A 25,710-nucleotide genomic window follows, 5' to 3' on the forward strand; every position below is an offset into this window, starting at 1 on the left:
ATAATTAGGAAGAAAAATGTTAAAATATCTGTTTATAATGCTAATTGCAACAAGCCTTTTTTCTCTTGATAATCAAGCTGAACAGAAGATAACGGAAGATTATATAAGTTATAGTCCAAAAGTTGAATGTTTAGTTTTGGAAGATGAAAACTCTATTTTATGTAAATTTGAGGTAATAATTGATCCCCAAGAGGATCAAACTATCTCTTTAAAATGGGTAAATCCAAATGATGAAATATCAAGAACTAGAGATATTGTAATACCAGCAGGGGATAGTTCAGCTTATGATTTTAGATATTTAGATGGAAGAGAAAAAGGTATTTGGAATTTTAAAATAATTTATAAAGATAAAGAGTATACAAATAGTTTTGAAATAAAGTAGTTCTATAAAGATAGAACTACTTTTGAAATATGATAAACAATAAATGACATAATCCACGCACTAGTAGTTGTAAATATAAATAGATATGCTAAATATTTCCACCCTCCAGCTTCTCTTACAAATACCATAGATGCCGCTAAACAAGGGATATAAATCATCACAAAAACAATAAATGCAATTGCAGATTCTTTAGGAATATTATTTTTGATATTCTCTATTAAAGTAGAAGAGTTTTCATCATTGTCTTCTCCCAATCCATATAAAATTGCAAGAGTTGAAACCACAATTTCTTTTGCTGCAAGTCCTGTTTCTAAAGCAACTGCCATTTTCCAATCAAATCCTAATGGAGCAAAAAATGGTTCACTAACTTTCCCTAGTTTCCCTAAATAAGAGTTTTCAAGATTATATAAGCTTAATTCATTTTCTAAGTTGGCTTTATCTTCATCATTTATAGCTAATTCAATTTTTTGGTTAAACTCCTCTTCAATATCAGGATACTTTGGATAGTTACTCATAAACCAGATTAATACTGAAGCAGCAAGGATAAAAGTTCCAGCTTTTTTTAGATACATTAAAGCTTTAAGTGTAACAGCATTATATATTAGTTTTGTTGATGGAAGTCTATATTTTGGCATCTCCATAACAAAAGGTTCATCTTGACCTTTGAAAATTACAACTCTTAATATTTTTGCAGCAAATAGCCCTAAAATAGCACCACTAATATAGATTAAAAATAGGATATTTCCAGCATTTTGTTGCTCAAAAAATGCTCCAACAAAAAGTACATATATAGGAAGTCTGGCTCCACAAGACATAAACCCAATAATAAATAGTGTTAATAATCTATCTCTATCATTTTTTAGAGTTCTTGCAGCCATATAAGCTGGAACTGAACAACCAAATCCTGTAACTAATGGGATAAATGATTTTCCATGAAGTCCAAATTTGTGTAAAATACCATCAAGCAAAAAAGCAACTCTACTCATATAACCAGTCGATTCTAGTAGAGCTATTCCAAAAAATAGTATTATAATATTTGGTAGAAATAGAATAACAGCACCAACTCCAGCTATTATTCCATCACCTAATAGTGAAGATAGTTGGTTTTCACCTAGAGTTTGTTTTACTAGATCTATTAAACTTGCAAATCCACTATCAATATAATCCATAGGAATTTCACCTAAAGTAAATGTTAGTTGAAATAGTCCCCACATTAAAAATAAAAAAATTGGAAGACCAAGAAACTTATTCATTAAAATAGAGTCTATCTTTTCTGTAGTTGTCTTTTTTGTTTGCTTTTTTATACTCATACACTCTTTTGCTATTTTACTTACAAAATTAAATCTTTGAGTTAAAATTTCGTCATTATTTGGTTTAGAGTTTGAGAAAAATTGTTTATATGGTTCTTGAACATTTATATAAGTATTTATAATCTCATCTAAAAGTTTAGATATACCATCTTTTTTTGCTGCACTTGTTTTAATACAGGGTTTATTAAGATAAGTTGAAAGTTTTTTTTCATCTATTAATATATTCTCTTTTTGTGCTTCATCATCCATATTTAAGGCTATTATCATTTTCTTATTTAAAGTTAATAGTTCACTTGTAAGAAGAAGATTTCTTTGTAGATTTGTTGAATCAATAACATTTAAAATAATGTCATATTTCTCTTTATTTAAAAAGTTTTTTACAATTTTTTCTTCTATTGAGTAGTTTGTAAGTGAATAAGTTCCTGGTAAATCTACAATTTCAATATTGTAATTTTTATATGTAAATTTTACCTCTTTTTTTTCGACTGTAACACCTGAAAAGTTTCCAACTTTTAATTTAGAGTTAGAAATAGAGTTAATAAGCATAGACTTACCAACATTTGGTTGTCCTACAAGAGCAATCCTTATAGTTTGATTATTCATGAGATACCTTTATTTTTGAAGCTTCAGAATCTCTTAACGCAATTTTTGATTGATTTACTTTTATTTCAATAGTTTTTTTTGCCATTGATTTAGCAGTTACACAAATAGTTGAACCTTTTATAATTCCAAAAGAATAAAGCCTATTTCTTAGTACATCATCACAGATAATATCTGTAATTTTAGCTGGTTTGTCTGTAATTAAATCATTTATACTCATAATGCAACCTTTTAAATATCAATAATGATTATTGTAAATTAACTTTGTTTAAATTCTCTTAAGATAAGTCAATAAAGCCAATTAAAATTTGAATTTTTTACAAACTTTAGATATACTAAACTGATTATTTTTTAAAAGGTGTATTTAATGATAGATAATTACGATGAAATAATAGAAGAGTTAAAGAAAATAGTTAAGCAAAAAGGGCTTAAATATACAGAACAAAGAGAGATAGTTCTTAGTATTTTACTTCATGCTAATGGACATTTAACAGCTGAAGAGATCTATAATCAGATAAAAAAAGATTATCCAGGATCAAATGTTGGAATTGCTACAGTTTACAGAGCATTAAATTTCTTAGAAGAAGTTGATTTAATTGCTTCAATAAATTTTGGAACTGATAGTAAAAAATATGAAAGCAATACTAAATCTCACCATGATCACTTAATTTGTACAGATTGTGGAAAAATAGTAGAGTTTGTAGATGAAGAAATTGAGAAAAGACAAGAAAAAATTGCAAAAGTAAATAAGTTTAAAATAACTGATCACTCAATGCAATTATATGGTATTTGTGAATCTTGCCAAAAATAAGTAGTATTTTATACTACTTATTTTATAAAATTTCTGATTTTATATCATTTATCCAATCATCAATTCTTTTGTCTGTTAAATCACTTTGATTATCTTCATCTATTACTAAACCAACAAATTTATCATCTATTTGAGCTTTTGAGTAGTCATGATAGTAACCTTCTGTTGATGTAAAACCAACAATTTTTGCATCTGTTGTTTTTAAATGATCATAAATAATCCCTATTGCATTTGAGAATTCATCACAATAACTTTCTTGATCACCTAATCCAAAAAGTGCTATTGTTTTATTTGAAAGATTAAGCTCTTGAAAATCATCCCAAGCACTTTCCCAATCATCATTTAACTCTCCATCTCCCCAAGTTGAAGCACCTAAAATAATCTTATCATAATCATTTATTTTACTTATTTTTGTTTTGTCAAGATTATAAATATCTATTTCACCTAATTTTTTAGCTATTTTTTTAGCTATATATTCACAATTTCCAGTATTGCTTCCAAAAAATATTGCTGTTGCCATTTTATTTATCCTTTTTTAATTTTTTATAATTGATCTAAAAGAGTACGGTATTGCTTTTATTTGGTACTCTCTATGTTTTAACTCATCTACATAAACTGGTATATGTTTTGTAAATTGGTCATTTTTAGGGTAAGCTAAATATATTTGATAAAATTCACCCTTTTTTATAGATTTTATTGCATTATCTAATTCATTTTTTATATTTGGACTATTTGCTTCTATATGTTTCCAAAATGTATAAATTTTAACTCTTATAGAGTTATCTGTTTTTATGCAAATAGAGTCTCCTAAATCAATAACTCTTTTTTTACCATGAAGTCTCTTTATTTTATCTAAAACAAATTCATGAAATAGTATATTTTTATCAATTAGCAACTGAAAACTATTTTGTATAAAACAAATAGATATCAATTTTGCGACAGGAATTAAACTATTTGAAGAGATATAACTATTTTTACCTCTACTTAGATAGTTATTTATTATCTTTGTAGAGTTAATACACAGATTAAACTTCATACTTGTCTCTTTTTTAGTTTTTATAAAACTTACTGGTAACATATTTTTTATTTTATATGAAAAAGCCTCTTTTAAAGGTATTGTTGATAATGTTTTTTGCTCATATTTTGAGAAGTTACAGTAAGATTTCAAAATATAATTACTAAGATATAAAAATAGTTGTCTTAATCTATATTTTGAGTTAAATTGATCGAAATCTTTTGGTAAATACTCTATATTATTTGAAAATCCTATAAAGTCATTTTCTATTAACATTAGTTTAGTTCCTTGTTACTACAATTTGCATAACATTGACTACAATCTTTTATTCCCATAATTTTTACATACTCATCATAGACACAAGATATTGATCTTTTTGCACATATGAATGGAATATTTCTTTTTTTTGCTTCATTTTTATATTTAAGCATAGTATTATGATTTAAAAAAGATGTAAGCATAACTATACAATTAGTATCTTGTGGAACTTTTTTCTTTGGAGCAGAAGATTTTTTTCTTGCATCCCAATGATTTATGGTTTTTGCACCTAAATCTGTTAGCATTGATGCGATTTGTGATATTTGGTCACCGCCAATAATTAAAACACTCATTTTTAACCTCTATAATAATAATTGATATCATTATAATATAAAAGTAAACCTTAGATTCTAATTAAAATCTGATAATAAGTATCAATATTTTTGAATTTTAATATTTTGAGAGGACAACTAGTAAAAACTAGCTGTCATTTATACATCAATTTTTCTTAGTTTTTCAATAATTGATGCAATATCTTTTGAGTAGGCTCTAGCTTCTTTGCTGTTAAATTTAAATCCAGCATTATAACTTCCCCAAATTTTTGACCAGTCATTTTTATGAAATTTTTGCCAATATGCAAGTTCATCTATAGCATTTTTTGTAGCAAAACTAAAATCAGAAACTAATTTTGAAGCTAAAACATTTCTATTCCAAGTTGTATCTTTCATATTGTTTCTATTTAGTGCAGATTTTATATTTATTTGATATAAACCAAAATCTTTTGTATCAAGATTTATCATATATTCACCAAGTTTTGATTCTTTAATTGCTATTGCCATTAAAGTGTAACCAAGACCATGAACATCTCCCTCTTTTTTTATCTCTTTGAGAGTCTCTAGTTGCTCAGGTGTTAAATTTTTAATATCTATTTCAGATGCAAAGACATTAGAAATGAATAGTAAAATTAGTATAAATAACCTAAATTTCAATGCTTTTCTCCTTATTGAATTTTTAGAATAAGGTTGGATAGTATTTTAAAATTGTGAAATAATTGTAAAATCAAATTTTTTAACTTAATCCTATATCTATATATCTTCTCACTTTTATTATTTCATCTTTATCAAATTTTGCTTTTATAATCTCTTTTTCATCATTTTTTACTATATTTCCAAAAGGAGCTATTATAGCACTTCCTTTTGCCATATTAGGATTTGCACTATTTGAAGCAACTACAAAAGCTTGATTAATTAGTGCTAAAGCTTTACTTATACTTTCATAGTGCTCTTTTCTTTTTATTCCCCACATAGCTGGATTTAATATAATATCAGCACCTTTTATCTGTTCCCAAATAGTAGGAAATCTAAGTTCAAAACAGATTAAAGTTGCAATTTTTATACCATTTATCTCTACTATTTTTATATTCTTCTCTTTTGAAGGGGCAAAAAATTTATCTTCATCTCCTAAAGGAAAGAGTTTTATTTTATCTTGAGTATGAACAATATTTTTATTGGAAAAGATAAAAAGCCTATTATAAAACTTTTCATCTTCTTCTATAATTGTAGTAAATGCTATGATTTTATCATCTGATAACTCTTTAATTTCGGCTATTACTTTTTGACTAAAAGTAGCGGCTTCTTGCATTCTATCATACGCAAAACCAACAAGGGCAAGTTCAGGAGCAAGGATTAAAGAGTTTTTTTCACAAGATATGATTAAATTTTTTAAATTTTCAAGATTTTTTTCAAAATTGGGACTTGTTTCTATTTGAAGTGAAATTAGATTCATTTCTTTCCTTTTTTATTTTTTTCTAAATTTAGTAAAAACTCTTTTATCCAAACTCCACCAGTATAACCACCAAGTTTTCCATCATTTGCTATAACTCTATGACAAGGAATAATAATACTAAAATTGTTTTTTCCATTTGCATTTGCAACAGCTCTGTAAGCTTTTTCATTTCCTATATTTTTTGCTTCCTCTTTATAGCTAATAGTTTTGCCATATGGAATTTTTTGTAAAACTTTCCAGCACTTTATTTGAAAAGGAGTTCCTATTAGTTTGAGTGGAATTGTAAAAATCTCTCTTTTTTTCTTAAAATACTCATCTAATTCTAATTTTAATCTATCAAATTTAGTACTATCTTCTATAATATTTGAAGCTTTTAAAATCTTTTTTAAACTTTCTAGTTTTTTTTTGCAAAAATCTTTTTCATAAGGTATAAAAAGTATAAGTTCATTTTTAAAACTAGCTGTAAATATAGATAGTATAGGAGTTTGAATAATTGTTGTATAAATAGTGTTATCTTTCATAGTAAAAATTTTAGCATAATCGTATATAAGATATAATTTTAAATGTTAAAAAAATATGAAAATATAAAAATTTTATATGTTGAAGATGATGATATAGCTAGAGAAAATGCAATAGAGTATTTAGAGAACTTTTTTACCCATATTTACGAAGCTTCAAATGCTGTAAGTGCTTTACAAATATATGAAAAATATAAACCAGATATTATAGTTACAGATATACAAATGCCAAAGATAGATGGTTTAGAGTTTGTAAAAAGAGTTAGACAAAAAGATAAAAAAGTACAAGTTATTGTAATAACTGCATTTTGTCATCAAGAGTATTTACTAAAAGCAATTGAGCTACAACTTGTAAAATATTTAGTAAAACCAGTAAATGAAAAAGATTTTGAACAAGCTTTGTTTTTATGTATAAATGCCTTAGAAGAGGATATTTCAAATATTGTAAAACTTGATGCAGAGTCATATTTTGATACTTTTAATAGAACTTTAGTCGTAAATAATCAAATCATAAAGTTAAGAGCAAAAGAGATTTTATTTTTAGAGCTTTTAATCAAAAATAAAAATAGATATGTAAGTTATGAAGAGATAGAGAGTTATATTTGGTTTGATAGTGTTATGACAAAAGATGCTTTAAAAACTTTGGTTAAAAATATAAAAATGAAGATAGCAAAAGATTTGATATTAAATCTTACAAATATTGGGTATAAAATTGGAATTTGATATAAATTTAATCCTATTTTATGGAGTAACTTTTGGTATTTTAATAATGACAATAGTTTATACTTTTATACGATATTTATACTCAAAAGAGGCCTTTTATATTAGTTACTGTTTTATGCAAATTTTCTCTTTGATTTATATTATTTTATATAGTAAGCTATATTTTACAAATAACTTTTTTAAAGAGTTATCTTTAGTTTTGGCTTCGATATTTGCACTCTTTTTTGCAATAAGTTACTATGAAGGAAAATTTTTACCTAAGATTACAAATTATAAAGAGCTATTTTTGAATACTTTTTTGTTGAATGTTGTAATTTTAACTGCCTTTTATCACTATCTTTTATTTGAATATTTCCCATATACTATTATTTATGCAGTTTTATTTATCTCAACTGTTTTTAATATAAAACAAGGTTTTAAACCAACAATGATTTATGTTATTGGTTGGTCTATCTTTTGTATTTTACTTTTTATTTTTGATTTTAAAGATTTTTATATAAATAGAGGTTATTTTGATTTAGTTTTAGTTGTATTTGCACTTGAAGCTATGCTTTTTACAATCTCAATAGCATATAAATATAATGATTTGAAAAAACAAAATATGGAGTTTGAAAAGATGGTTTTACAACAATCAAAGTTTGTAAAATCTGGTGAAATGATAGCAAATATAACACATCAATTTAGGCAACCACTAAATAATATCTCATATATTTTGATAAATATAAAAAAAAGGTTTGAAAATCAAAAATTAGATGAAGTTTATTTTGAAAAAAAGGTAAATCAAGTAAATGAACAGTTGAATTTTTTATCAAAAACAGTGGATGATTTTAAAGAGTTTTATCTACAAGAGAAAGAAAAAGATGATTTTTTAGTAAAAGAGGCTATTTCAAATGCTATTACAATTTTAAGTTCTGCTTTACAAAAACATAATATAGCTTTAGAATTAAATTTTGAAACTTACGAAAATATAAAGGTTTTTGGTGTAAAAAATGAGCTTTCACAAGTTATTTTATCTTTAGTTTCTAACTCGATAGATGTTTTAAAGAGTAAAGAATTTCCAAAAATATCTATAAATATCTTATCTTCTAGTGCTGAGGTTATAATAGAAATTTTGGATAATGGAGGAGGAATAAAAGCTAAAAATTTAAAAAAGATTTTTGAGCCATATTTTTCAACTAAAGAAGAAGGAACAGGCTTGGGATTATATTTATCAAAGCTTATAATAGAAGAGAGTTTTAGTGGCAAATTGGAAGTTTGTAATATAAAAGATGGAGTAAAGTTCTCCATCTTTATAGAAAAAGCTATTTAAGGTTTAGAAAAAATCAGTTTTTTTATAACTCTTAAATCTTTCTCTTTTGTATAAATCTCTATAAAAATAGGTATATTTTTTGCTTCAATATTTTTAAGTTCATCTATACTTTCTATAATTAAAACGAATTTAGCTCTTTTCCCTGCTTCAATAGTAGAATCTTGAGCTCTTTTTATTTTAAAATTTTGTTCATCTTGAAGTTTTATATTAAAAGTTAAAGTCTCATCTTGACTATTTTGTATTGTTAAAACATAGTTATTTACTATTTTTTTATCAGATGTTATTTTGTAAAGCTCTGTTGTCTTATTTATATTTACTAAAAACTGCTCTTTTTCAAGAGAGAAGTAAAATGCCAAAAATATACAGATAAAAAGTGAAACAAAATATGTGATATTCTTTTTTGTAAAAAGTGAAACTCTTTTTTTATTTAAAACTCTATTTGTACTTCCCCAATTTATTAAACTCTCTTTTCCAAGTTTTCCCATAACTGTACTACAAGCATCACTACATTCAAGGCAGTTTATACACTCAACTTGTAAACCTTTTCTAATATCGATATGTGTTGGACAAATTTTTACACAAAGGTCACAAGTTGTACACTCTTCACTGCTTTTCCATTGTTTAGTTGAAAAAATAGTTTTTTCACCATTTTCATATATTTTACCACCACGATTATAATCATAAGTTATCTGTTTTGTATTATCATCATATAAAACTGATTGTATTCTTGAATATGGACAAATATATACACAAAAGTTCTCTTTCATAAAAACAATATCATAAAATAAAAATAGTGCAACACTTATTATAAAAATAATCATAAAACTGTGTTCAAGAGGTTCTTGTAAATATACAAAAAAATCTTCAGGTGGTACAAAATAGAGCATAAAATTTGAAGATATAATTAAAGTTATAATTAACCATAAAATTAGGGATATATATTTTTTTACTCTATTTTTTGTTTTTGTGTAGTCTATATCTTTTTGTTTATTTTTTACTCTTCTTAAATCTAAAATTGTGCTTTCAATTAAATCTCTATAAATTACTCTAAAAATAGTTTGTGGACAGCCCCATCCACACCAAATTCTTCCTAAAATTGAAGTTATTGCAAATATTCCAATAAATAAAAACATCAATAAAAATGGCATAACATAAAGTTCATTTACATTATAAGCAACACCTAAAAAATGAAATTGCAACTTATCAAAGGATAAAAGTAAAAGATGATTATCATTTATAGTTATAAATGGAATAAGCATCGTAAAAATCGTGATGAATAGATATATAAAATATCTTTTTTTAGAATATGACATAAATTCTCCTTTTTATTTTTTTTATCTTAGAGAAAAATAGTGTTCATTTGGTGGTATATAATATATTGTTAATTATTTTTAATATTGTATAATTCCAAAAAACTTCAAGGAAGGAATTATGTATAAAGGTAGAAAATTATTATTAGTTGGAGTTCTTTTATCTGTTGCAAATGTTTTTGCTTCAAGTAAGGCTTATGAAGTTAAATCGGGAATTATTGAATATGCAATTGTTGCCGAAAACCAAAATAATAAAGATTATATAAAGGGAAGTAGTAAGTTATATTTTAAAGATTTTGGAGATTTAGAAATTAGTGATACAACTATGGTTCAAAAGATTTTTGATGAAGAAGAGAAAGAGCGAACAATCGTGAAAATCTCAAAAGAAAGTATGTTTACAGTTGATTTTGACGATGAAATCATCTATTCTTCAAAAATAGCTTCAGATGAGAATGGTTCGAGTAGGCTTATTTTAAATAAAGAAAATCTTCAGAAAATGGGTGCTTCTTGGATTGGAAATGAGACTATATTAGGTTATAAATGTGATATTTGGCAACTAGGAGATGATAGAATTTGGACATATAATGCAGTTCCTTTAAGACAAATTAGTAAGTCATCAAGTGGAATGCAGATGCAAGAAGCTAAGATTGCAAATTTTAATGTAGATATTAAAGATGATAAATTTAAATTACCAAATTTTCCAGTTAAGCAAATGGATGAGATTATTATAAATGAAGAGGGAGAAGGAGAATTTTAAAATTCTCGACCCTTTATTTTAATAAATTTAATTTTTTATACATCTAACAGAGAAAGCAGCTGATTTATAAATAAGACTAGTTTTTATATTTTGATGATTTATTAATAAAAAATTTGCATAAGAATCTTCTATATCACTTGTCCAGTAATTGCCATATAAATTTTCAGAAAATATAGAATTGTCAATATTTAGTCTATAACCAGCTAAAGTTAATTTTAGATGGTTATTTTCTACAGAACTATTTATAAATTCATCAAGGAACTCTTTTTTAGTTGGAACTCTCCATCCTATTGGGCAAACATTATTGTTCTCTTTATTCTCTTGCCATAAACTATTGTCTTCTTTTTCCCTCCAGTCGTAAGGATAGTTACTTGAAACTATATGCAGTTTATGTTTTGGATTATCAGATTTTAAATTTGTAAAGCCATTGTATTCAAATTTACCTCTTATTTCATGTCCATCACTTTTTCTTCCCCACTGGAATAAATTTCCATAAGCATCTTTATCAGTAATTGATTTTGCTTGTTGAAATGGATTCTTTTTCCAATAATCATTAATAATATTTGAATAGTAAGAACCTAAATTATTATTTAGCCAATATTTACCAGTTATTGGACTCATAATTGGATAATAAATATATTTTTGATTTCTTTTTGAATGTTCTTTAGAGTCAAACATTCTATCTTTTATTCCAGAAATAATTTTTATTTCCAATATTCCATATTGCTTATATTTTAAATTTCTTGGATAAAGAAATTCAGCAAGAGTATATTCGTCCTCTTTTTCTATTTCTAATTGTCTTGTTTTAAACCTATCATCAGGAATATTTGATTCTTTATCATAAATTTTTAGTGTTGCATTAATATAACCTTCACCTCTTAATCCTATTTGTTTTGGATAAGAAAAAGTTAGTTTAGCATTTTTTTCTTTTTCTTTAGAATTCTCTTCATTTAGTAATATAGTTTGTTCATAAGCTTCTAAATCTATTTTTTTTGAATTATCTATTTTATAAGGTATTTTAACATCTATTGTATTTTCTATATTACCTTCAATGTTTATATTATATGATTTATCATTGATTGAAACTATATAAAATGTTAATTTCTCTTTTATAAATGTATTTGAAAAATAATCTTTTATTTTCTCTTGCGACTTAAGATATTTGTAAACACCACATAATAAAAGAATAGCTAAAAGAATATATATCGTTTTTTTCATATTACAACTTCTTCTTTTATTAAGTTAGAAATATATTCTATTAGTTCATATATAATTTTATATTCAATTATGCTAATTGGTCTATTTCTTTTTAAGAGTTCAAAAGATTTATGGATAAAAGCTAAATCACCTTTTATTATAGAGATAATTTCTTTTTTATTTAAATCAATTTTACTAGAATAAAAATATGTTAAATGGTGTACTATTTTTTGTTTAAAGGAACAATTTAATAATTTTTTTATTATTGGTTTTTCATTTTCATAAATAATCTCATGGATGATTTTATATTTTCTATTTATAAGAGAGTCTCTTAAACTTATAGAAATATCATTAAACATAGAATTTTTATTCTGAATATAATAAATCTTATATAAAGTATAGAAAATTAGTCTTCTTTCAAAAATCTGATTAAAATTGATAGATATCTCCAAATGAAACCTTAAATATTTTATTTAAGGTATTATATTTTATTTTAAATAAAAATATTATGAATAAAATAATTGATATTAATAAATTATTATATGTTATATATATATTTTGCTTTAGTAATTTCGTTTTTGATGAAATCCAAATTAGTATAATTCTAAAAAAAGGATTTACTTATGGAAGTTTATGAGAAAATAAATGAAATTCTTAGAAAGAAGAAATTATCAAAAAAATCTTTTTCTTTAAAAATTATTGAGTTAGAACCCAAATTAAGAAATACTGGAGAAACACCAACAATTAATGCTTTATACTCTTATTTAAGTGGAGATGTATCTTTAAGAGTTGAATTAATACCCTATATTGCTGAAGTATTAGATATTCCTGAGCAAATATTATTTGATGAAAGTGATAAGGCTCGAATGAAAATATTGAAATATATTTTAGAAGATATGAATTTGCAAGAATATAATTTTTTAATTAATAAATTAAACTCAAAAGATATTAATAAATTTGAGAAAAATGATAACGATATTATTAAGTCAATAAATGATTTATTCGTATATGCTCCTGAACCTTTTTTAGAAAATATATTAAATACTTTAAAAAATTTTAAAGAACTTAGTGATAAGTTTAAGTAAAATTGCCTTTATAAAAATATTGCTTATTCCTCTTTGCTTTAAAATCTTTGCATATTAAATTTGATATAGCTACTTTTTTATTTAAATTAGTATTAATATTTTTTAAGCAATAATATAAATTATTATATTTTAAAAAAAGAGAGATATTTGTTTATTTTTGAACTAAATTCAACTGAAAGAAAAATTTTATCTATACTTTTATCTGTTTTTTCTATTTTAATTATTTATATTTTCTATTTAAATTTTCAAATATTTGATTTAAAATCAAATATAAAAAGCCAAGAAAATATCTATTCCATTCAAATAAATAATAGAATTGATGAAATAATGGGATTAACACAACAAATAAATGATTTACATAGAATTATGAATGTAGGTCTAACAATAAATTCTCAAGATAAAATTAAATCAAAATTACTTACTGAAGATAAAATTGTAGATAGTTTATTCACTTTTGTTCCCAATGGTTTTCCTATTAAGGATATTCAAGTAACATCAAATTATGGTTATAGAATACATCCTGTTACTCTAGTAGAAACTTTACATACAGGAATAGACTTAAAGTCGAAAATTGGAGATGATGTATATTCAACTGCTAGTGGAATTGTAATTAAAGCTGTAAATAATGATAACAATGGATATGGTAAATATATAGTAATTCAAAATGCTTTTGGTTTTTCAACACTATTTGCACATTTAGATGATATTTTAGTAAGAGAAGGTGATTTTGTTTCAAAAAATAGTTTAATAGGATACTCTGGAAATACAGGAAGATCAACAGGACCTCATTTACATTATGAAGTTAAATTTATGGATAAACATATAAATCCAATCGACTTTATATATTGGAATAAAAAAACTTTTAATTCGATTTTTTATACTAATAGCCATATAAAATGGTCTAATTTAATATCTACATTAAAATAAAAAAGGATAACTATATGTTCAACAATGATGAAAAGAAATATCAAAATTTATTAGAACAAATTCATCAATTAAATAGACAAAATTTTTTAAGTGATAGTAATAAGTTAGAAGATTTAAATACTAAATTATCAAATCTTGAAAAAAGTATGCAGACTTTATTAAATAAAAATAATGAAAAACAAATTTTAATATTATATGGTATTACTGGCTTTAATTTATTCTTAAGTCTTTTATCTTTTGTATTTATACTTATGATACCTAATGATAACTCTGTAAATATAGATAAAGAAATAAGAAAAGAAATAAATATTGTAAAAGATGATTCAATTTTAGAATTAAGAAAAGAAGATATTGTAATCAATGAGAATTTTGAGAATATAAAACCCATTATAAAAAAAGATACACCTTATTATTGTATAAACGAAGATAAAATATATAAAATTCCCTATACAGTCGAAATAAAAGGTAAATTGTATAAAGATAGATTTACATTTATTTTGAAAGATGGATCAGAAGAAAAAGATTGTTTTATAAAAAAAGAAAATTTATAAATCAAATATTTTATTATTCTTTAATAATAAATTTATATATCATATAATACAATTTTATATTATTTAATTTAAAAGGAGCAAGGATGAATAATCCAATTTTTATTTCTATAAAAGGAAGTACACAAGGTTTAATAACTGAAGGAGCATTTACTGCAGAATCTGTAGGTAATTCTTATCAAAGAGGACATGAAAATGAAGCTTTAGTAAAATCTTTTAATCATAATATTAAAATCCCAAGAGATCCACAATCAGGACAACCATCTGGGCAAAGAGTTCATGAACCATTTGTAGTAACAAAGTTAATAGATAAATCTTCACCTCTTTTATATAATGCTTTAACAAAAGGAGAGACTTTACCTACTGTTGAATTAAAATGGTATAGAACTAGTTATGCAGGTAAACCAGAACACTATTTTACAATTGTATTAGAAGATGCAGTTATTGTTAATATTGATATGTTTATGGATATGGAAATCGATGCATCTAAAACTCAAGTTTCACCTTTAGAAAAAATATCTTTAGCATATAGAAAAATTACTTGGAGACATGAAGTAGCAAGTACTTCAGGAGAAGATGATTGGAGAATAGGAGTAGGTTTAAATGCTTAAGTAAAAATTCAAGGATGTGAAACATCTTTGAATTAATTATAAAGAATATTTTTTATAACTTTCTTTTTTTATACTAAATTTCCTATGAATTATAATGCATCTCAATATATTTAAATATTTTATCTCTTGTTATAAATATTATTCTTATTTAAGTTAAACTTTTACTTTAAAGTATATTTAATTTCTTTATAGATAAAAGATTTTTCAATCTTAGAAAAAGGTATTTAAGAAATACATTTGAATAGTATAGAGAATGACTTATAATATTGAATTTTGATTTAATTGAAGTTTCTAGAAAATTTTAAAAAGTCTTGGTGGAGATGTGCTACTTCTAGTATATTAATATAAATACCTATTTAATAGAGTATTAAATTTATTTTATACATAAAAAGTAACATAAGAAGTAACATAAAATAAAAATTATCATTAGGGATTACGGTTTGGTTCTTGAATTCTGTCAAAAATAAGATTTTTTTCTGCTTCTGCAACTTCAAAAACTGTAATTTTAGGACCAACTTTTTTAGGAGTGATTTTTCCTTGTTTTGCATATTTCCACAATGTGCTTAATCCTATTCCTAAATAATTTGATAAATCTTTTGCTCTTAAATATTTTGGTTTATCAACTGCACTCATAATTCCTCCTTTGATATTGTTTTTAATAAGTTAATTGTTTTGTGTATTTTCTGCTTTGTTTTTTAGCACTCATTTAGAAAAAGTCTTTATTAGTAGTATTTAAGTATACTCATTCTTTTTTTTCTAGAAGTCCAGTTTGGAGTGTAAAAAACCTTTAAATGGATTTTCATCTTCTTGTTCTTGTAAGATAAGTTGATTTTTTTTAAGAAGAAATAAAAGAATGGCTATTTAAACGGTCGTAGTATCTCGTTTGTATAGCAAGAATTAGGCACTCTTGCTATGTATTATTTTAAATCCACAATTTTTAGTTCAAATTTTCCATATACTCTTTCCATTTTTCTGAACTTTACATGTCCAAATCCATTTTCAGTACATAGTGTTTTTATTTCTTTAATATTTTTATTTGTAGCTTCTAATCCAAATATTATAGAAGTTAAGTCTGATTTATCGAATGGTTTTGTTCCATGATATTTATTCATAATTATTCTGTATTCTTCCTCATATTGCCAATCTGTATATTTTGCTATAAGCATTTCATTTATCTCTTTAGGTTTTAAATTATCAATATTAATATAAGATAAAGGTTCATAGTTATCTTGATATTTTACTTGAGAAGCTAACTTTAAATATGAATTGGATTCTTTATATTTAAATTCAAAAGCTAATCCTGTGTGATTGTTGGCATAATGTGACCACATAAGAATGCTTTTAGGATTTGCTGATAATGATAGTATACCTACTTTATCTAGAGTTGTTTTAACTGCTTTATTTAAATGATTTAAGAAATTATTATTGTTTTTTGCAATATCTTTTAAATTTCTAGATTTTCCAAAAGAGAGTCTTTTTTCTTTGCATAATTTTTTTATAAAATATACTCTTTCTTGCTTTCTATAGCTTTTTTTGAAATCTAATTTTAAATCAAAAGGGTCATTAAATTTTTTTGCTTGAGAAAAATATAAATAAGAGTTTATTATTATATCTTTCATAAATTTATCTTCAAAGTTTCGATATTTATATAAAAATTCTGGTGGATTGTCCATTTTAGATTTTCCTTTTTTAATGTTTAAATATATTAAACTAATTTTACAGAATCTTTTAGATTATCTGAAATATTTTTTGATGAATTTACAATCTCTTTTTTTAATTCCATTTCATTAGCATAAATTTCAGTTGGATTTCTTCTATCTATTAATTCTAAATCTTTTAGATTTTTATATTTAATTGAAGCTTCTAAAATAGGTTTTATATATTTAAAATCTTTTTTTTCAAATATATACTCTGCATAAATTATCTTTTCTGTAGATTCTTTTATAATTTTAGAAATATTGTCAATTGTTGATATATGTAAATCTTCGTTAATAATATTTGTCATATTTTCTATTGTAAATATAATTTCTGCTCTTTGCTTGAATAATTCTCTTTTTATTTTTTCTTTTTCAATTTTATTTGTATTTTCAATATTTTTCATAACAGAAGCTGAAGCTAAAAGACCAGCTAATCCAACTAAGATGAAGTTTTCAGAATCAAAACATAAATTTAGAAGAATAAATATAATGATTAATGCCCATAATACATATATGATTAAGTCAAGTGCTTCAAATTTTGTTTTCATTGTTTACCTTTTATATAGTTTCTTCTATTCTTCTAATAGCTTCTAATATTAAAATTATATTTTCAGAATCTTTTTCTAAATTTATATATGTCCCCATAAATCTTATAATATCTGTTTTTTCGCTAAATTTATTTATAAAATCTTGATTATTTAAATTTTTTTTAGCTTCTTTTAAATATTTATATAAATCTTGATTTTTATATTTTAGTATCAAAAGTAATAAAAATATTTTTGGTTGAAAATTTATGGTACCACCTCCTATATGTTGATTTGCTTGACTAAATAGTTTCTTTAATATATATGCTTCATTTATAATTTTATTTATATCTCGTATTGTAAGGTTAAAAATTATAGAAGATTCTTCTGCAAATTGCTCTACCTCTATAAAATTATTCATAAGATGTTTTTCTATATTTTTATAAAAATAAAAGCCTATAGAATCTCTTTTTAAATGTAGCTCAAAATCAAAAAATCTATGTAGATATGTATCTGCATCAAAACCATTTCCATAAACTTCTTTTATAGACTCTGCTAGTTGCTTACTATCAACAGCTATAAAAAATACTATATTTTCTATATCAAAAAGATGTTTGATATTTTCAAGAAGTTCTATAGCAAAAGTAGGGCGACATCTATCTAGTTCGTCTATGATGATGATTAGTTTATCTTTATTTTTTTCTTTTAGAATTTGATTTGTATATTTTATTAATTCTTCTTTAAATTCTATTCTTGATTTTTTGCTTTCATCTATATCTTTAAATAAGTTATCAATATTATCTTCTACAAAAATCTTACCAGTTTCTTTTACAGCGGCTATAGCATCATTTGAGCCACTTTCTCCTAATAATATTCTAGAAGCTCCTTTTATTAACGCTGTAGCTCCTTTTTTGCCTATACTTGATATTTTTGATATTTGATTTTTCATTTTATCTATACCAATATATTTTTTATCTTGAAACTCTGTAAAAATATCACTCATAAGTGAGATAAGTGGTTCTTTTGTGTAGTCATTTTCCCAAGCATTATACTTGACAAAGGCATCTTGGTTTTTTTCAAAATTTTCGCACATATAATTTATAAGTGTTGATTTACCACTTCCCCAAGGTGCATCTAGTCCAATAACATGGTGTCCATCTAAAGTATTTATAAATTTTACATACAATTCTGCTATATTTTCTCTGTCTAATTCATCTATAAAATCTTTATTATCACTTTTAAATGTGAAATTTTTTATTTTCATTATTAATCCCCTATATTTTTTATTTATATTATATCAAAATAGAAATATTATAAATTGCTAGTTATATTAAAATTATAAATTTAAAATAGATTTTATGAATTCCAATCTCTGTTATCATAGAACTGTTTTGGAGACATTGAGTTTTTTATAGTTAGTAAAACTTGCCATTCCGTAGTGATTGTCGAAGGAGTTGGTGAATCTGTAAAAAGTTTTAAAGGGTCTTTTTTATAGTCATAATTATGTTTTTTTATTAACTCTTTTTCTTTTAGTCCTAGATTATTGTATGTATTAGTATTATTAAATATTTTTCTAGTATTTTCATCAATATCTAGATAATATTTCAAATAGGATTTATAATCAACTTTTTTTAGTAGTTCCAGTTTCTCCATTAACTTTTTTTCAAATTTAATATAATCTTGATTGTTTTTATAATTTTCTGGGAAATTCTTTTTTATAGCTTTTATTTCATGATTTATTCTGATGATTGATATTTCTATATTAGCTGAATTTTTTTCTAAATATTCTGTGTTAACCATTATATTTATCTTACCTTTTATTAATAGTTTTGATTATTTTATCACAATACTATAATTCTGTAAAATATCTTTTATTAATATTTCACTTCTTCAATACTAAAAGCTGTATATTTACAAGGTATGCATTTGGATTCATTTTCTTTATTTGTTTTAAACTGTTCAGCTTCATGCTTTGTTTCAAATGTAGCTAATACCCAACCACCTGCATATAAATCCCATTGATAAACTTGATACTCTTTGACTAAGCCACTAAAATCACCTTTGCATAGTCTAGTTACTTCATTTAGCATTTTCTACCTCTTCAATTGTAATTTTATATTTTTTATTTTTGTCAAATCTAGGTGTTACACCATTTCGTGGTCTAGTAAAATAAAAGTTAGCATCGATATAATTAAATTTTAAAGAGTATTCAAAATCATCAATCACACCATAATCAATAATTTTTTCAAAAGTTGTATTTGGTATTTTATTATCTGTATCAATAAACTCTTTATCTTGAACTAAATCATCAACTTTAAAAGTTGCTTCTAAATTTCCCGTGGGAAAATTTTTAGTAAAAGTTTTTGCTTGACCAACTAAATCTTTTTCAGCTTCTTCAAATCTTTCTAATGTGTGATTTATTTCTTCTTTTTTAGTTTCAATTTCTTTAAGAACTAGCTTATATTTTTCTCCTTTTCTAAAACCTTGAAAATTATCTGGATTTTTTAAATTGTTATAATAAAAATAAGCATTTATTTTTTTAAATTCTAAACAAGAAAAACTTTCAGGATGAACTTCTCCTATTACACTTAACTCATTCTCTAATAATAAATTATCTTCTAATTCTTCTACTTTTGTAATAGTCAGATTATATTGTTCGTTAGAATCAGAAACTATACAATAATCTCCAACTTTAATACCTATAAAAACAAAACAAGCATTTATTTCATTAAAAGTAAATGCACCTTTGTTTCCATGATAACCTCTTCCTGTTACATTTATATCTTCAAAAGGTAAATTTTTATCAATAAATTTACTTTGTATTGTAGTTCCATCTTCCCATCTTAAAGGTTCATTGTAAATAAAAGTATTTAAAAGCTTTCTTTTTATTTCAATTTCATTTTTAGTCTCTTTTATCTCTTTTTCTTGAAAAGCTGATAATGTAATTGTAAATCTATATAGTTTGTTTTCTAAAAAACTGTTTGATACTCTAAACCAATTTTTCCCAAAACCTTTTAAAACTTCTAAATTCTTTTTACTAGTTTTTAATGTAAATACTAATCTTTCTTCGGATTGAAAATAATCTTGTTTTTTATTGATTTTTTCAACTATACAATTATAATTTTTATTTGAACTCAAAAGTTTATTTAGTTTTATATCTAATAAATTTTCTAACTCGTCTTTCATAAAATGATTTTCGCAGATAAATTCAAAGCTTCCAAAATATTCAGTTTTTAAATTTACTGGTTTTTTATACTCTTTTATATCATCCCTGGTAATTTCACCTGCATTATATTTTTGATAAACCTCTTTTTGAACATCTTTATCTTTTACCCTTGATATTTCATCCATAACAGATATTGGAATAGCTTGTTTATTTGTTTCTATATCTTCCAAAATATCATCATCTAGTTTCAAAGAACTAAAAGCTTTTGAAATATAACTTTCACTTTTTCCTAAGATTTTTGCTAAATCTTGTTTTTTTTCATATCTTCTAGTTTCCCAAAGCTTAACTATATATTTAGCTGTTTCAAAATCTGTTAAATCATTTCTTTGTATATTTTCAATCAAAGTAAGCTCTTCTATTTTTTCATCTTCTACATTTAAAATATAAGCTTTTATAGTTTTAGCTTTATTAAAAAGATGAGCTTTATATCTTCGTTCACCCGAAACTATTATATATCCATCATCTTTTTTAACCACTGTTATAGGTTGAAGTAATCCATGCTCTTTTATGGTACTTGCTAAACTTTCTATATCTTCAAAAACTTTTCTTGGTTGGTTTGGATTTGGATAAACTTTTAATATTTCAAGTTCACTAAATGCACTAATTCCAGTTGTTTTAGTTTTACCAGCTGTTATATTAGCTATTTTTGATAAGTCCATTTAACTTCCTTTTAAAAATCAAATAAATTTTCTTTTTGTAAATCTTCTACAAAAAGGCTTTTTAGTAAATACTGCATAACATTTACACTTATTGCATTCCCTGTTATCTTGTAAGCTTGAGTATCGCTTACAACTATTTTTATATCTTCATCTTTTACACCTTGAAGCCTAAAACACTCTTTTGGTGTAAGTCTTCTAATATTTGTTTTAGTTTGAATTTTAGGAATAGTATTCGCACCACTTTTTGTAACTAAAGATGGACTTATTCCATTGTCTCCATAAACTCTTCTTAGACTTTCGTGTCCTTTAATATCTAGTGTTCCAACTTGAATCAATCCTATATCTTCTATATAACCTTGAGAGTAGCCTTTAGTTCCTGCACTTAATGTTGGTGCTACTCCCAGGGAAGAGAAAACTTGACTTGCTTGAGTATCTTGATTTATATATCCTACTTTAATATAGTTATCAGTTCTTCTACAACCATTTAAAGTACCAAGACAATTGGCAACAAAATCTTTACTTAAATCTTTTGCCTTGAAACTACCTTTAAAGTTGTTTTCTTTTCTTATAAAGCCATTTATTAGTTTTTGGGATAAGAAATATTTTTTATCAACTTTTAAATCCAATAGATCTTTTAATCTTTTTGTTAGTTTAAAAGGTTTTGGCTCTTTGTATCTATGATATTTTTCTATATCTAAAAATCCAACTATAAAAACTCTTTCTCTATTTTGTGGAATACCATAATCTTTAGTGTTCATCTGCAAAGTTACTATATGATAACCTTGAGTTCTGAAAGTGTCGCAAACCTCTTTATAATCTGCTCCACCATTGCTAGATAATAAACCTTTTACATTTTCAAATATAAATATTTTAGGTTTCATTTCAGCTTGAACTCTTGCACCCTCACGAAATAGTGATGATTTTTCTCCACTAAAACCTTTTCTTTTTCCTGCAATAGATAAATCTTGACAAGGACTACCCCAAACAAACAAATCTATTTGGTTTAAATACTTTGTAGCTTTTAAAGTTCTAATATCTTCATAAAATGTTTTTGGTTCTTTGTGGAAGTGTAGATATTGCTGTCTTGCGTATTTGTCAAATTCACAAGCAAATACTATTTCATGATTTATATTCTCATATTTTAATGCAAATTCAACTGCAGCAAGTCCACCTGAAAATGCTGTTGCTATTTTTAGCATTTTAACAACTCATTTAGTAAAGCTTTTATCTCTTTTTTTGCTTTTGAATTATTAGACTCAAAAACACTACCACCATTTGCTAAAACAGTTTTATAAATCTTTCTTTGAATAATTTTTGTATCTAAAAGTTTCATATAGTTAAAATCTAAAATTGAAGTAATAGAACTAAAATCTTTTTGTGAATGGAATACATTATTTAAAACTACATTTATTTGAATATTTGACTCTGATAAGATAGCTTTAAATGTTTCAAATCCTATAATGTCCATAGGGCTTTCACTAAGTGGAACTAAAACTTTATTTGCTTTTTGAATTGCAAGACGATTTATATCTATATCAAATCCACCTGTATCAATAATCAAGTGTTCATCATCTTGTATATTTGAAATAATCTCTAAAAGTTCAGCTCCAGTTTGTGGCTGTAAAACTTCAAACCTATTTTCAGCTAGTAAATTTAAAAAATAGCAAGTTTGCTGAAAATCTATATCTGCTATTTTTATTTTTTTATTTTCTTGTAAAAGTGCATTTGCTAAGTTCCAAGCTAAAGTTGATTTTCCAACTCCACCTTTTGAGTGTGCTACTGTTATAATCATCTTAATTCCTTTGTTGATTTTTAAAAAACTCATTTAAAAATATGAAAGAATAAATTCTATTTATTGTTCTTATATGAATTTTTATAGTAGCTACTCCAAGAGATATCGAAAAAAGGAGTAGCTACTTTTTGATTCTAAAGTTTTATACTTTACAAAAAACTTTTCTTTTACTGATTCTAATTTCAAGTCGAATTAAGCATTTTATTCTAAACACAAGGGGAGCAAATGGGCTATCGGCTCGACTTTTTGCACCGATATATAGATTTAAGAAAGAGCAAGACACCAACTATCTAAAGCTAATTCTTTGGATATTTTTTAACAAAATTTTAAGACTATTTCACACACATAAACAATCTTGCTCTTTTTTAAACCTATAATAAATTTTGACTCAAATTAGGCATTAATCTATCTCAGCTGGATATATTTCAGACTTGTTATCCATATTATTCCTTTATTAAATTTTGAGTTTCCACTCTAAAGTGTCCTTTTTTTGCTAAAATTTAAGATAGAAAAAACAAAAATAAGGACACTTTGCAATGGAAGATGGAATAAAAGAGTTAAATCTCTTTTTGCTTTTTTTTAATATAATCTTCAAACCTTTCTTAATTTAAATATTCACGGTTAAGCCCTTATTTGATACTATTTTGTAGGAAAACAATAAATATAAGGGCTTAAATATAAATATAAATTTAAGGATTATCTATGAATGAAAATGAAAAGTTAGAAGTTGAAAGCTATGAACATAATCTAAAGCTTCACTATGAAGCAAAAAGAAAAGAACTAGATATATTGTTGGCAAACTCATTACCAAATCAACTATCAAATATGAAAACTATACTTTGGATTAATATTTTAATGATAGGTTTAATAACCCAATTTATAAAGAAATTTCCTCTATCTAATACATTTATTGCTTTTTTTATATTTTCAAGTTTATCTATTGTTGTTGTTTTAATAGCTATGTTAAGCAATAGAACTAAATCTTATGGTGTAAATGATGATTTAGAAATGATGAACAAAATAAAGGTAAACCAATGGACTAAATCTCAAGGATTGATTGATATGCTTCATGCACTACAAGAATCTATAATAGATAACAGAAAAGTTTTAGTAAATCGTGGTAAATTAATGCATATAGCAACTTGGTTTACTCTATTTTCTATATTTTTTATTATCATTTCATTTATGCTTAAACACTTAAATTTATGAAAGGAGGTAAATATGTCATCAGATAAAAGTGTTAAACCAACTCAACCAACTACAAGACCAACTGTTGGGAAAACTGCAGAAAGTGAATATAAAGGACCAACACCAAATAAACCAACACCAACAAAACAAGGTAAATAGTTCACAGCTATTTGCCTTTTGGCATTACTCATCAAAAAGCCAAATTGTTGTAAAAACTAGCCATAGAAACCAAAACCATTCATCAGACATAATCTTCTCCTATTTACTATTAAATCACCAAAATTGGTAACTTAAATATAAATAGTTCCTGCAGTTTTCTTTTCTTGGTATGCAGTACATGACCAAATCGAGTTTATGGATTACTCTCAACCCCTAGAGACTTCACTAATTTCTATCTAGTTTAGTGGCTCATTTTGATTCAACTTGAATCAAGGCTCTCGCCTAAAGCAAAATTGATAAGCTTGTTTGAAAGTGTAATAAATATACACTTAAATAAAACTTAATTAGAGTAATAATATTACACTAATATAAATTTTGTGATATAATTTTGAGAAAATTAATAAAAGGTGAAAAGATGATTTTAAGAACTTGTGGTGTAGATGTATTTGATTGGGGTATTGAATATCTTATTGTAGATTGGACCGATGAATCTATTTCTAAAATAGTAGCTAGTGGTAAAATAAATGGAGATTTTGAAAGTAAAGATTTTCAAAAAATATTAAAAAAAATGCTTAAAATATTCAAAGTAGATGTAACTACAATAGATAGTGGAGGACATAAAACAGAATATGTTTATACTTTTTGTGAAAAATATAAAAAAATATTTGCTATAAAAGGAGTCTGTCCATCTTCAGATAAGATAGTAGATAGTGTAACAACAGTAAGGCAAAATTTAAAATTATATATGGTAGCATTTAGAAATGCAAAAAGAAGATTGGTTGATATAAATAAGGTTGAAATTGAAGTAAACGATATATTTGCTTTAGCTGTCATATCAAAAGAAATAGCCTCTTTAAAATAATCGAGGCTATATTATTTCATTAATTCTTATCTTTTCTATCCACTCTTTTATTTTTTCCTTTTTTTGATTTTCCCGTGGGAAATTTATAGGCTAGTTTATAGCCATTTTCCCAAAAAGGCTCTCAAAAGGGATTTGTAGTTTATCGTGTAGATTTTTTATCATCTCAACTGTTAGTTTTCTTTGTCCTTTTAAAACCTTTGATACTATTGCACTATCTCCGATGATTGGTACTAAGTCTTTTTGTTTTAAATCTTCCTGTTCCATTCTAAATTTTATAGCAGCTATTGGATCAGGTGCTTCTATATAATAGTGTTTCTCTTCATAGCTCTCTACTAAAGTAACTAAAACTTCAAGTTCATCAAACTCTTGTGTGTTAGGAACAGCTTCCATAAGCTCATCAATTCTTTTTAAAGTAGCTTCATAATCAGCTTCATTTCTTATAGGTTTTATCATTTTT

33 protein-coding genes are annotated in these 25,710 nt (G+C 24.7%); 12 read left to right on the top strand and 21 right to left on the bottom strand.

Annotated features, from left to right (window positions below):
- Positions 1-16: 16 nt before the first annotated feature.
- Positions 17-382: a hypothetical protein gene (locus tag AFAEC_RS02665; RefSeq protein ID WP_026806106.1), complete on the top strand. Its 366-nt coding sequence runs from the start codon at positions 17-19 to the stop codon at positions 380-382.
- Between the two features lie 2 nt (positions 383-384).
- Here AFAEC_RS02665 and feoB read toward each other — a convergent pair whose 3' ends face one another.
- Positions 385-2,295 (bottom strand): ferrous iron transport protein B, encoded by a 1,911-nt coding sequence (gene feoB, locus AFAEC_RS02670; RefSeq protein WP_026806105.1) that lies wholly within the window; start codon positions 2,293-2,295, stop codon positions 385-387.
- On the bottom strand, positions 2,288-2,512 hold the full coding sequence (locus AFAEC_RS02675) for a FeoA family protein (protein ID WP_026806104.1): 225 nt from the start codon (positions 2,510-2,512) through the stop codon (positions 2,288-2,290). Before AFAEC_RS02675 ends, feoB begins: the two co-directional genes overlap by 8 nt.
- Positions 2,513-2,659: 147 nt before the next feature.
- On the opposite strand from AFAEC_RS02675, the gene AFAEC_RS02680 reads away from it, so the two are divergent.
- Positions 2,660-3,103, top strand: coding sequence for a Fur family transcriptional regulator (locus AFAEC_RS02680; RefSeq protein WP_026806103.1), 444 nt, complete (start codon positions 2,660-2,662; stop codon positions 3,101-3,103).
- Positions 3,104-3,125: 22 nt separating this feature from the next.
- On the opposite strand, the gene AFAEC_RS02685 is transcribed toward AFAEC_RS02680, so the two are convergent.
- From AFAEC_RS02685 to AFAEC_RS02710, 6 genes are all read right to left on the bottom strand, one after another.
- Positions 3,126-3,623 (bottom strand): flavodoxin, encoded by a 498-nt coding sequence (locus tag AFAEC_RS02685; RefSeq protein WP_026806102.1) that lies wholly within the window; start codon positions 3,621-3,623, stop codon positions 3,126-3,128.
- Positions 3,624-3,638: 15 nt separating this feature from the next.
- Complete coding sequence (locus AFAEC_RS02690; protein WP_026806101.1) at positions 3,639-4,394, bottom strand: hypothetical protein; 756 nt, start codon at positions 4,392-4,394, stop codon at positions 3,639-3,641.
- Positions 4,394-4,729 carry a DUF2325 domain-containing protein gene (locus tag AFAEC_RS02695; protein ID WP_026806100.1) on the bottom strand — a complete coding sequence of 112 codons (336 nt, stop codon included), beginning with the start codon at positions 4,727-4,729 and terminating at the stop codon, positions 4,394-4,396. The genes AFAEC_RS02690 and AFAEC_RS02695 overlap by 1 nt, the downstream gene beginning before the upstream one ends.
- 138 nt (positions 4,730-4,867) lie before the next feature.
- The gene (locus tag AFAEC_RS02700; protein ID WP_026806099.1) at positions 4,868-5,365 is read right to left on the bottom strand and encodes a transglycosylase SLT domain-containing protein; all 498 of its coding nucleotides are present in this window, start codon (positions 5,363-5,365) and stop codon (positions 4,868-4,870) included.
- Between the two features lie 79 nt (positions 5,366-5,444).
- Complete coding sequence (locus tag AFAEC_RS02705; RefSeq protein ID WP_026806098.1) at positions 5,445-6,161, bottom strand: carbon-nitrogen hydrolase family protein; 717 nt, start codon at positions 6,159-6,161, stop codon at positions 5,445-5,447.
- Positions 6,158-6,682 carry a methylated-DNA--[protein]-cysteine S-methyltransferase gene (locus AFAEC_RS02710; RefSeq protein WP_026806097.1) on the bottom strand — a complete coding sequence of 175 codons (525 nt, stop codon included), beginning with the start codon at positions 6,680-6,682 and terminating at the stop codon, positions 6,158-6,160. The genes AFAEC_RS02705 and AFAEC_RS02710 overlap by 4 nt, the downstream gene beginning before the upstream one ends.
- 42 nt (positions 6,683-6,724) lie before the next feature.
- Between AFAEC_RS02710 and AFAEC_RS02715 the strand changes: the two genes are divergently transcribed.
- Positions 6,725-7,402, top strand: a complete 678-nt coding sequence (locus tag AFAEC_RS02715) for a response regulator transcription factor (protein ID WP_026806096.1) — start codon at positions 6,725-6,727, stop codon at positions 7,400-7,402.
- Positions 7,392-8,711: a sensor histidine kinase gene (locus AFAEC_RS02720; protein ID WP_026806095.1), complete on the top strand. Its 1,320-nt coding sequence runs from the start codon at positions 7,392-7,394 to the stop codon at positions 8,709-8,711. Before AFAEC_RS02715 ends, AFAEC_RS02720 begins: the two co-directional genes overlap by 11 nt.
- Here the strand turns inward: AFAEC_RS02720 and ccoG are convergent.
- Positions 8,708-10,024, bottom strand: a complete 1,317-nt coding sequence (gene ccoG / locus AFAEC_RS02725) for a cytochrome c oxidase accessory protein CcoG (protein ID WP_026806094.1) — start codon at positions 10,022-10,024, stop codon at positions 8,708-8,710. The two genes, AFAEC_RS02720 and ccoG, sit on opposite strands and share 4 nt — an antisense overlap.
- Positions 10,025-10,142: 118 nt before the next feature.
- Here ccoG and AFAEC_RS02730 point away from each other — a divergent pair, with 118 nt between their 5' ends.
- Complete coding sequence (locus AFAEC_RS02730; protein WP_034216480.1) at positions 10,143-10,778, top strand: hypothetical protein; 636 nt, start codon at positions 10,143-10,145, stop codon at positions 10,776-10,778.
- A 27-nt stretch (positions 10,779-10,805) separates the two neighbouring features.
- Here the strand turns inward: AFAEC_RS02730 and AFAEC_RS02735 are convergent, their stop codons facing one another.
- Entirely contained in the window at positions 10,806-11,996 is a 1,191-nt protein-coding gene (locus AFAEC_RS02735; RefSeq protein ID WP_026806092.1) for a fibrobacter succinogenes major paralogous domain-containing protein, read from the bottom strand.
- Complete coding sequence (locus AFAEC_RS02740) at positions 11,993-12,427, bottom strand: hypothetical protein (protein ID WP_051487567.1); 435 nt, start codon at positions 12,425-12,427, stop codon at positions 11,993-11,995. Before AFAEC_RS02740 ends, AFAEC_RS02735 begins: the two co-directional genes overlap by 4 nt.
- Positions 12,428-12,598: 171 nt before the next feature.
- Here AFAEC_RS02740 and AFAEC_RS02745 point away from each other — a divergent pair, with 171 nt between their 5' ends.
- The 4 genes from AFAEC_RS02745 to AFAEC_RS02760 all read left to right on the top strand — a co-directional run bounded on the left by AFAEC_RS02745 (position 12,599) and on the right by AFAEC_RS02760 (position 15,146).
- On the top strand, positions 12,599-13,060 hold the full coding sequence (locus AFAEC_RS02745) for a hypothetical protein (RefSeq protein ID WP_026806091.1): 462 nt from the start codon (positions 12,599-12,601) through the stop codon (positions 13,058-13,060).
- 147 nt (positions 13,061-13,207) lie between these two features.
- Positions 13,208-13,987, top strand: a complete 780-nt coding sequence (locus AFAEC_RS02750; RefSeq protein ID WP_026806090.1) for a M23 family metallopeptidase — start codon at positions 13,208-13,210, stop codon at positions 13,985-13,987.
- Positions 13,988-14,001: 14 nt separating this feature from the next.
- Positions 14,002-14,538: a hypothetical protein gene (locus AFAEC_RS02755; protein ID WP_026806089.1), complete on the top strand. Its 537-nt coding sequence runs from the start codon at positions 14,002-14,004 to the stop codon at positions 14,536-14,538.
- A gap of 83 nt (positions 14,539-14,621) precedes the next feature.
- Entirely contained in the window at positions 14,622-15,146 is a 525-nt protein-coding gene (locus tag AFAEC_RS02760; RefSeq protein ID WP_026806088.1) for an Hcp family type VI secretion system effector, read from the top strand.
- Positions 15,147-15,572: 426 nt separating this feature from the next.
- Here the strand turns inward: AFAEC_RS02760 and AFAEC_RS02765 are convergent, their stop codons facing one another.
- From AFAEC_RS02765 to AFAEC_RS02805, 9 genes are all read right to left on the bottom strand, one after another.
- Entirely contained in the window at positions 15,573-15,779 is a 207-nt protein-coding gene (locus tag AFAEC_RS02765; RefSeq protein ID WP_034216477.1) for a helix-turn-helix transcriptional regulator, read from the bottom strand.
- A gap of 284 nt (positions 15,780-16,063) precedes the next feature.
- Positions 16,064-16,819: a DUF2971 domain-containing protein gene (locus AFAEC_RS02770; RefSeq protein WP_026806087.1), complete on the bottom strand. Its 756-nt coding sequence runs from the start codon at positions 16,817-16,819 to the stop codon at positions 16,064-16,066.
- 32 nt (positions 16,820-16,851) lie between these two features.
- On the bottom strand, positions 16,852-17,391 hold the full coding sequence (locus tag AFAEC_RS02775) for a hypothetical protein (protein ID WP_026806086.1): 540 nt from the start codon (positions 17,389-17,391) through the stop codon (positions 16,852-16,854).
- A gap of 10 nt (positions 17,392-17,401) precedes the next feature.
- Positions 17,402-18,631, bottom strand: coding sequence for a KAP family P-loop NTPase fold protein (locus AFAEC_RS02780; RefSeq protein WP_026806085.1), 1,230 nt, complete (start codon positions 18,629-18,631; stop codon positions 17,402-17,404).
- A gap of 92 nt (positions 18,632-18,723) precedes the next feature.
- Complete coding sequence (locus AFAEC_RS02785; RefSeq protein WP_026806084.1) at positions 18,724-19,167, bottom strand: hypothetical protein; 444 nt, start codon at positions 19,165-19,167, stop codon at positions 18,724-18,726.
- A gap of 74 nt (positions 19,168-19,241) precedes the next feature.
- Positions 19,242-19,457, bottom strand: a complete 216-nt coding sequence (locus AFAEC_RS02790; RefSeq protein ID WP_026806083.1) for a hypothetical protein — start codon at positions 19,455-19,457, stop codon at positions 19,242-19,244.
- On the bottom strand, positions 19,447-21,252 hold the full coding sequence (locus AFAEC_RS02795; RefSeq protein ID WP_051489030.1) for a ParB/RepB/Spo0J family partition protein: 1,806 nt from the start codon (positions 21,250-21,252) through the stop codon (positions 19,447-19,449). Before AFAEC_RS02795 ends, AFAEC_RS02790 begins: the two co-directional genes overlap by 11 nt.
- A gap of 11 nt (positions 21,253-21,263) precedes the next feature.
- Entirely contained in the window at positions 21,264-22,451 is a 1,188-nt protein-coding gene (locus tag AFAEC_RS02800) for a DNA cytosine methyltransferase (protein WP_051489029.1), read from the bottom strand.
- A complete protein-coding gene (locus tag AFAEC_RS02805) occupies positions 22,445-23,044 on the bottom strand; it encodes a ParA family protein (protein ID WP_026806082.1) in 600 nt (199 codons plus the stop codon). The genes AFAEC_RS02800 and AFAEC_RS02805 overlap by 7 nt, the downstream gene beginning before the upstream one ends.
- A gap of 702 nt (positions 23,045-23,746) precedes the next feature.
- On the opposite strand from AFAEC_RS02805, the gene AFAEC_RS02810 reads away from it, so the two are divergent.
- The 3 genes from AFAEC_RS02810 to AFAEC_RS02815 all read left to right on the top strand — a co-directional run bounded on the left by AFAEC_RS02810 (position 23,747) and on the right by AFAEC_RS02815 (position 25,253).
- Positions 23,747-24,253, top strand: coding sequence for a hypothetical protein (locus AFAEC_RS02810; RefSeq protein ID WP_026806081.1), 507 nt, complete (start codon positions 23,747-23,749; stop codon positions 24,251-24,253).
- Positions 24,254-24,265: 12 nt separating this feature from the next.
- The gene (locus AFAEC_RS12260) at positions 24,266-24,391 is read left to right on the top strand and encodes a hypothetical protein (protein ID WP_257119346.1); all 126 of its coding nucleotides are present in this window, start codon (positions 24,266-24,268) and stop codon (positions 24,389-24,391) included.
- A 415-nt stretch (positions 24,392-24,806) separates the two neighbouring features.
- Entirely contained in the window at positions 24,807-25,253 is a 447-nt protein-coding gene (locus tag AFAEC_RS02815) for a terminase gpA endonuclease subunit (RefSeq protein WP_026806080.1), read from the top strand.
- 90 nt (positions 25,254-25,343) lie between these two features.
- Here the strand turns inward: AFAEC_RS02815 and AFAEC_RS02820 are convergent, their stop codons facing one another.
- Positions 25,344-25,706 (bottom strand): helix-turn-helix domain-containing protein, encoded by a 363-nt coding sequence (locus tag AFAEC_RS02820; RefSeq protein WP_026806079.1) that lies wholly within the window; start codon positions 25,704-25,706, stop codon positions 25,344-25,346.
- Between the last annotated feature and the right edge of the window lie 4 nt (positions 25,707-25,710).

It is taken from the genome of Aliarcobacter faecis (genome assembly GCF_013201705.1).
GTDB lineage: Bacteria > Campylobacterota > Campylobacteria > Campylobacterales > Arcobacteraceae > Aliarcobacter > Aliarcobacter faecis.

Bases quoted from the DNA above. Each gene is read 5' to 3' on its own strand.
- AFAEC_RS02665 (WP_026806106.1), top strand. From the start codon at position 17: ATGTTAAAATATCTGTTTATAATGCTAATTGCAACAAGCCTTTTTTCT.
- feoB (WP_026806105.1), bottom strand. From the start codon at position 2,295: ATGAATAATCAAACTATAAGGATTGCTCTTGTAGGACAACCAAATGTT.
- AFAEC_RS02675 (WP_026806104.1), bottom strand. From the start codon at position 2,512: ATGAGTATAAATGATTTAATTACAGACAAACCAGCTAAAATTACAGAT.
- AFAEC_RS02680 (WP_026806103.1), top strand. From the start codon at position 2,660: ATGATAGATAATTACGATGAAATAATAGAAGAGTTAAAGAAAATAGTT.
- AFAEC_RS02685 (WP_026806102.1), bottom strand. From the start codon at position 3,623: ATGGCAACAGCAATATTTTTTGGAAGCAATACTGGAAATTGTGAATAT.
- AFAEC_RS02690 (WP_026806101.1), bottom strand. From the start codon at position 4,394: ATGTTAATAGAAAATGACTTTATAGGATTTTCAAATAATATAGAGTAT.
- AFAEC_RS02695 (WP_026806100.1), bottom strand. From the start codon at position 4,729: ATGAGTGTTTTAATTATTGGCGGTGACCAAATATCACAAATCGCATCA.
- AFAEC_RS02705 (WP_026806098.1), bottom strand. From the start codon at position 6,161: ATGAATCTAATTTCACTTCAAATAGAAACAAGTCCCAATTTTGAAAAA.
- AFAEC_RS02710 (WP_026806097.1), bottom strand. From the start codon at position 6,682: ATGAAAGATAACACTATTTATACAACAATTATTCAAACTCCTATACTA.
- AFAEC_RS02715 (WP_026806096.1), top strand. From the start codon at position 6,725: ATGTTAAAAAAATATGAAAATATAAAAATTTTATATGTTGAAGATGAT.
- ccoG (WP_026806094.1), bottom strand. From the start codon at position 10,024: ATGTCATATTCTAAAAAAAGATATTTTATATATCTATTCATCACGATT.
- AFAEC_RS02730 (WP_034216480.1), top strand. From the start codon at position 10,143: ATGTATAAAGGTAGAAAATTATTATTAGTTGGAGTTCTTTTATCTGTT.
- AFAEC_RS02735 (WP_026806092.1), bottom strand. From the start codon at position 11,996: ATGAAAAAAACGATATATATTCTTTTAGCTATTCTTTTATTATGTGGT.
- AFAEC_RS02745 (WP_026806091.1), top strand. From the start codon at position 12,599: ATGGAAGTTTATGAGAAAATAAATGAAATTCTTAGAAAGAAGAAATTA.
- AFAEC_RS02755 (WP_026806089.1), top strand. From the start codon at position 14,002: ATGTTCAACAATGATGAAAAGAAATATCAAAATTTATTAGAACAAATT.
- AFAEC_RS02760 (WP_026806088.1), top strand. From the start codon at position 14,622: ATGAATAATCCAATTTTTATTTCTATAAAAGGAAGTACACAAGGTTTA.
- AFAEC_RS02765 (WP_034216477.1), bottom strand. From the start codon at position 15,779: ATGAGTGCAGTTGATAAACCAAAATATTTAAGAGCAAAAGATTTATCA.
- AFAEC_RS02770 (WP_026806087.1), bottom strand. From the start codon at position 16,819: ATGGACAATCCACCAGAATTTTTATATAAATATCGAAACTTTGAAGAT.
- AFAEC_RS02775 (WP_026806086.1), bottom strand. From the start codon at position 17,391: ATGAAAACAAAATTTGAAGCACTTGACTTAATCATATATGTATTATGG.
- AFAEC_RS02780 (WP_026806085.1), bottom strand. From the start codon at position 18,631: ATGAAAATAAAAAATTTCACATTTAAAAGTGATAATAAAGATTTTATA.
- AFAEC_RS02785 (WP_026806084.1), bottom strand. From the start codon at position 19,167: ATGGTTAACACAGAATATTTAGAAAAAAATTCAGCTAATATAGAAATA.
- AFAEC_RS02790 (WP_026806083.1), bottom strand. From the start codon at position 19,457: ATGCTAAATGAAGTAACTAGACTATGCAAAGGTGATTTTAGTGGCTTA.
- AFAEC_RS02795 (WP_051489030.1), bottom strand. From the start codon at position 21,252: ATGGACTTATCAAAAATAGCTAATATAACAGCTGGTAAAACTAAAACA.
- AFAEC_RS02800 (WP_051489029.1), bottom strand. From the start codon at position 22,451: ATGCTAAAAATAGCAACAGCATTTTCAGGTGGACTTGCTGCAGTTGAA.
- AFAEC_RS02805 (WP_026806082.1), bottom strand. From the start codon at position 23,044: ATGATTATAACAGTAGCACACTCAAAAGGTGGAGTTGGAAAATCAACT.
- AFAEC_RS02810 (WP_026806081.1), top strand. From the start codon at position 23,747: ATGAATGAAAATGAAAAGTTAGAAGTTGAAAGCTATGAACATAATCTA.
- AFAEC_RS12260 (WP_257119346.1), top strand. From the start codon at position 24,266: ATGTCATCAGATAAAAGTGTTAAACCAACTCAACCAACTACAAGACCA.
- AFAEC_RS02815 (WP_026806080.1), top strand. From the start codon at position 24,807: ATGATTTTAAGAACTTGTGGTGTAGATGTATTTGATTGGGGTATTGAA.
- AFAEC_RS02820 (WP_026806079.1), bottom strand. From the start codon at position 25,706: ATGATAAAACCTATAAGAAATGAAGCTGATTATGAAGCTACTTTAAAA.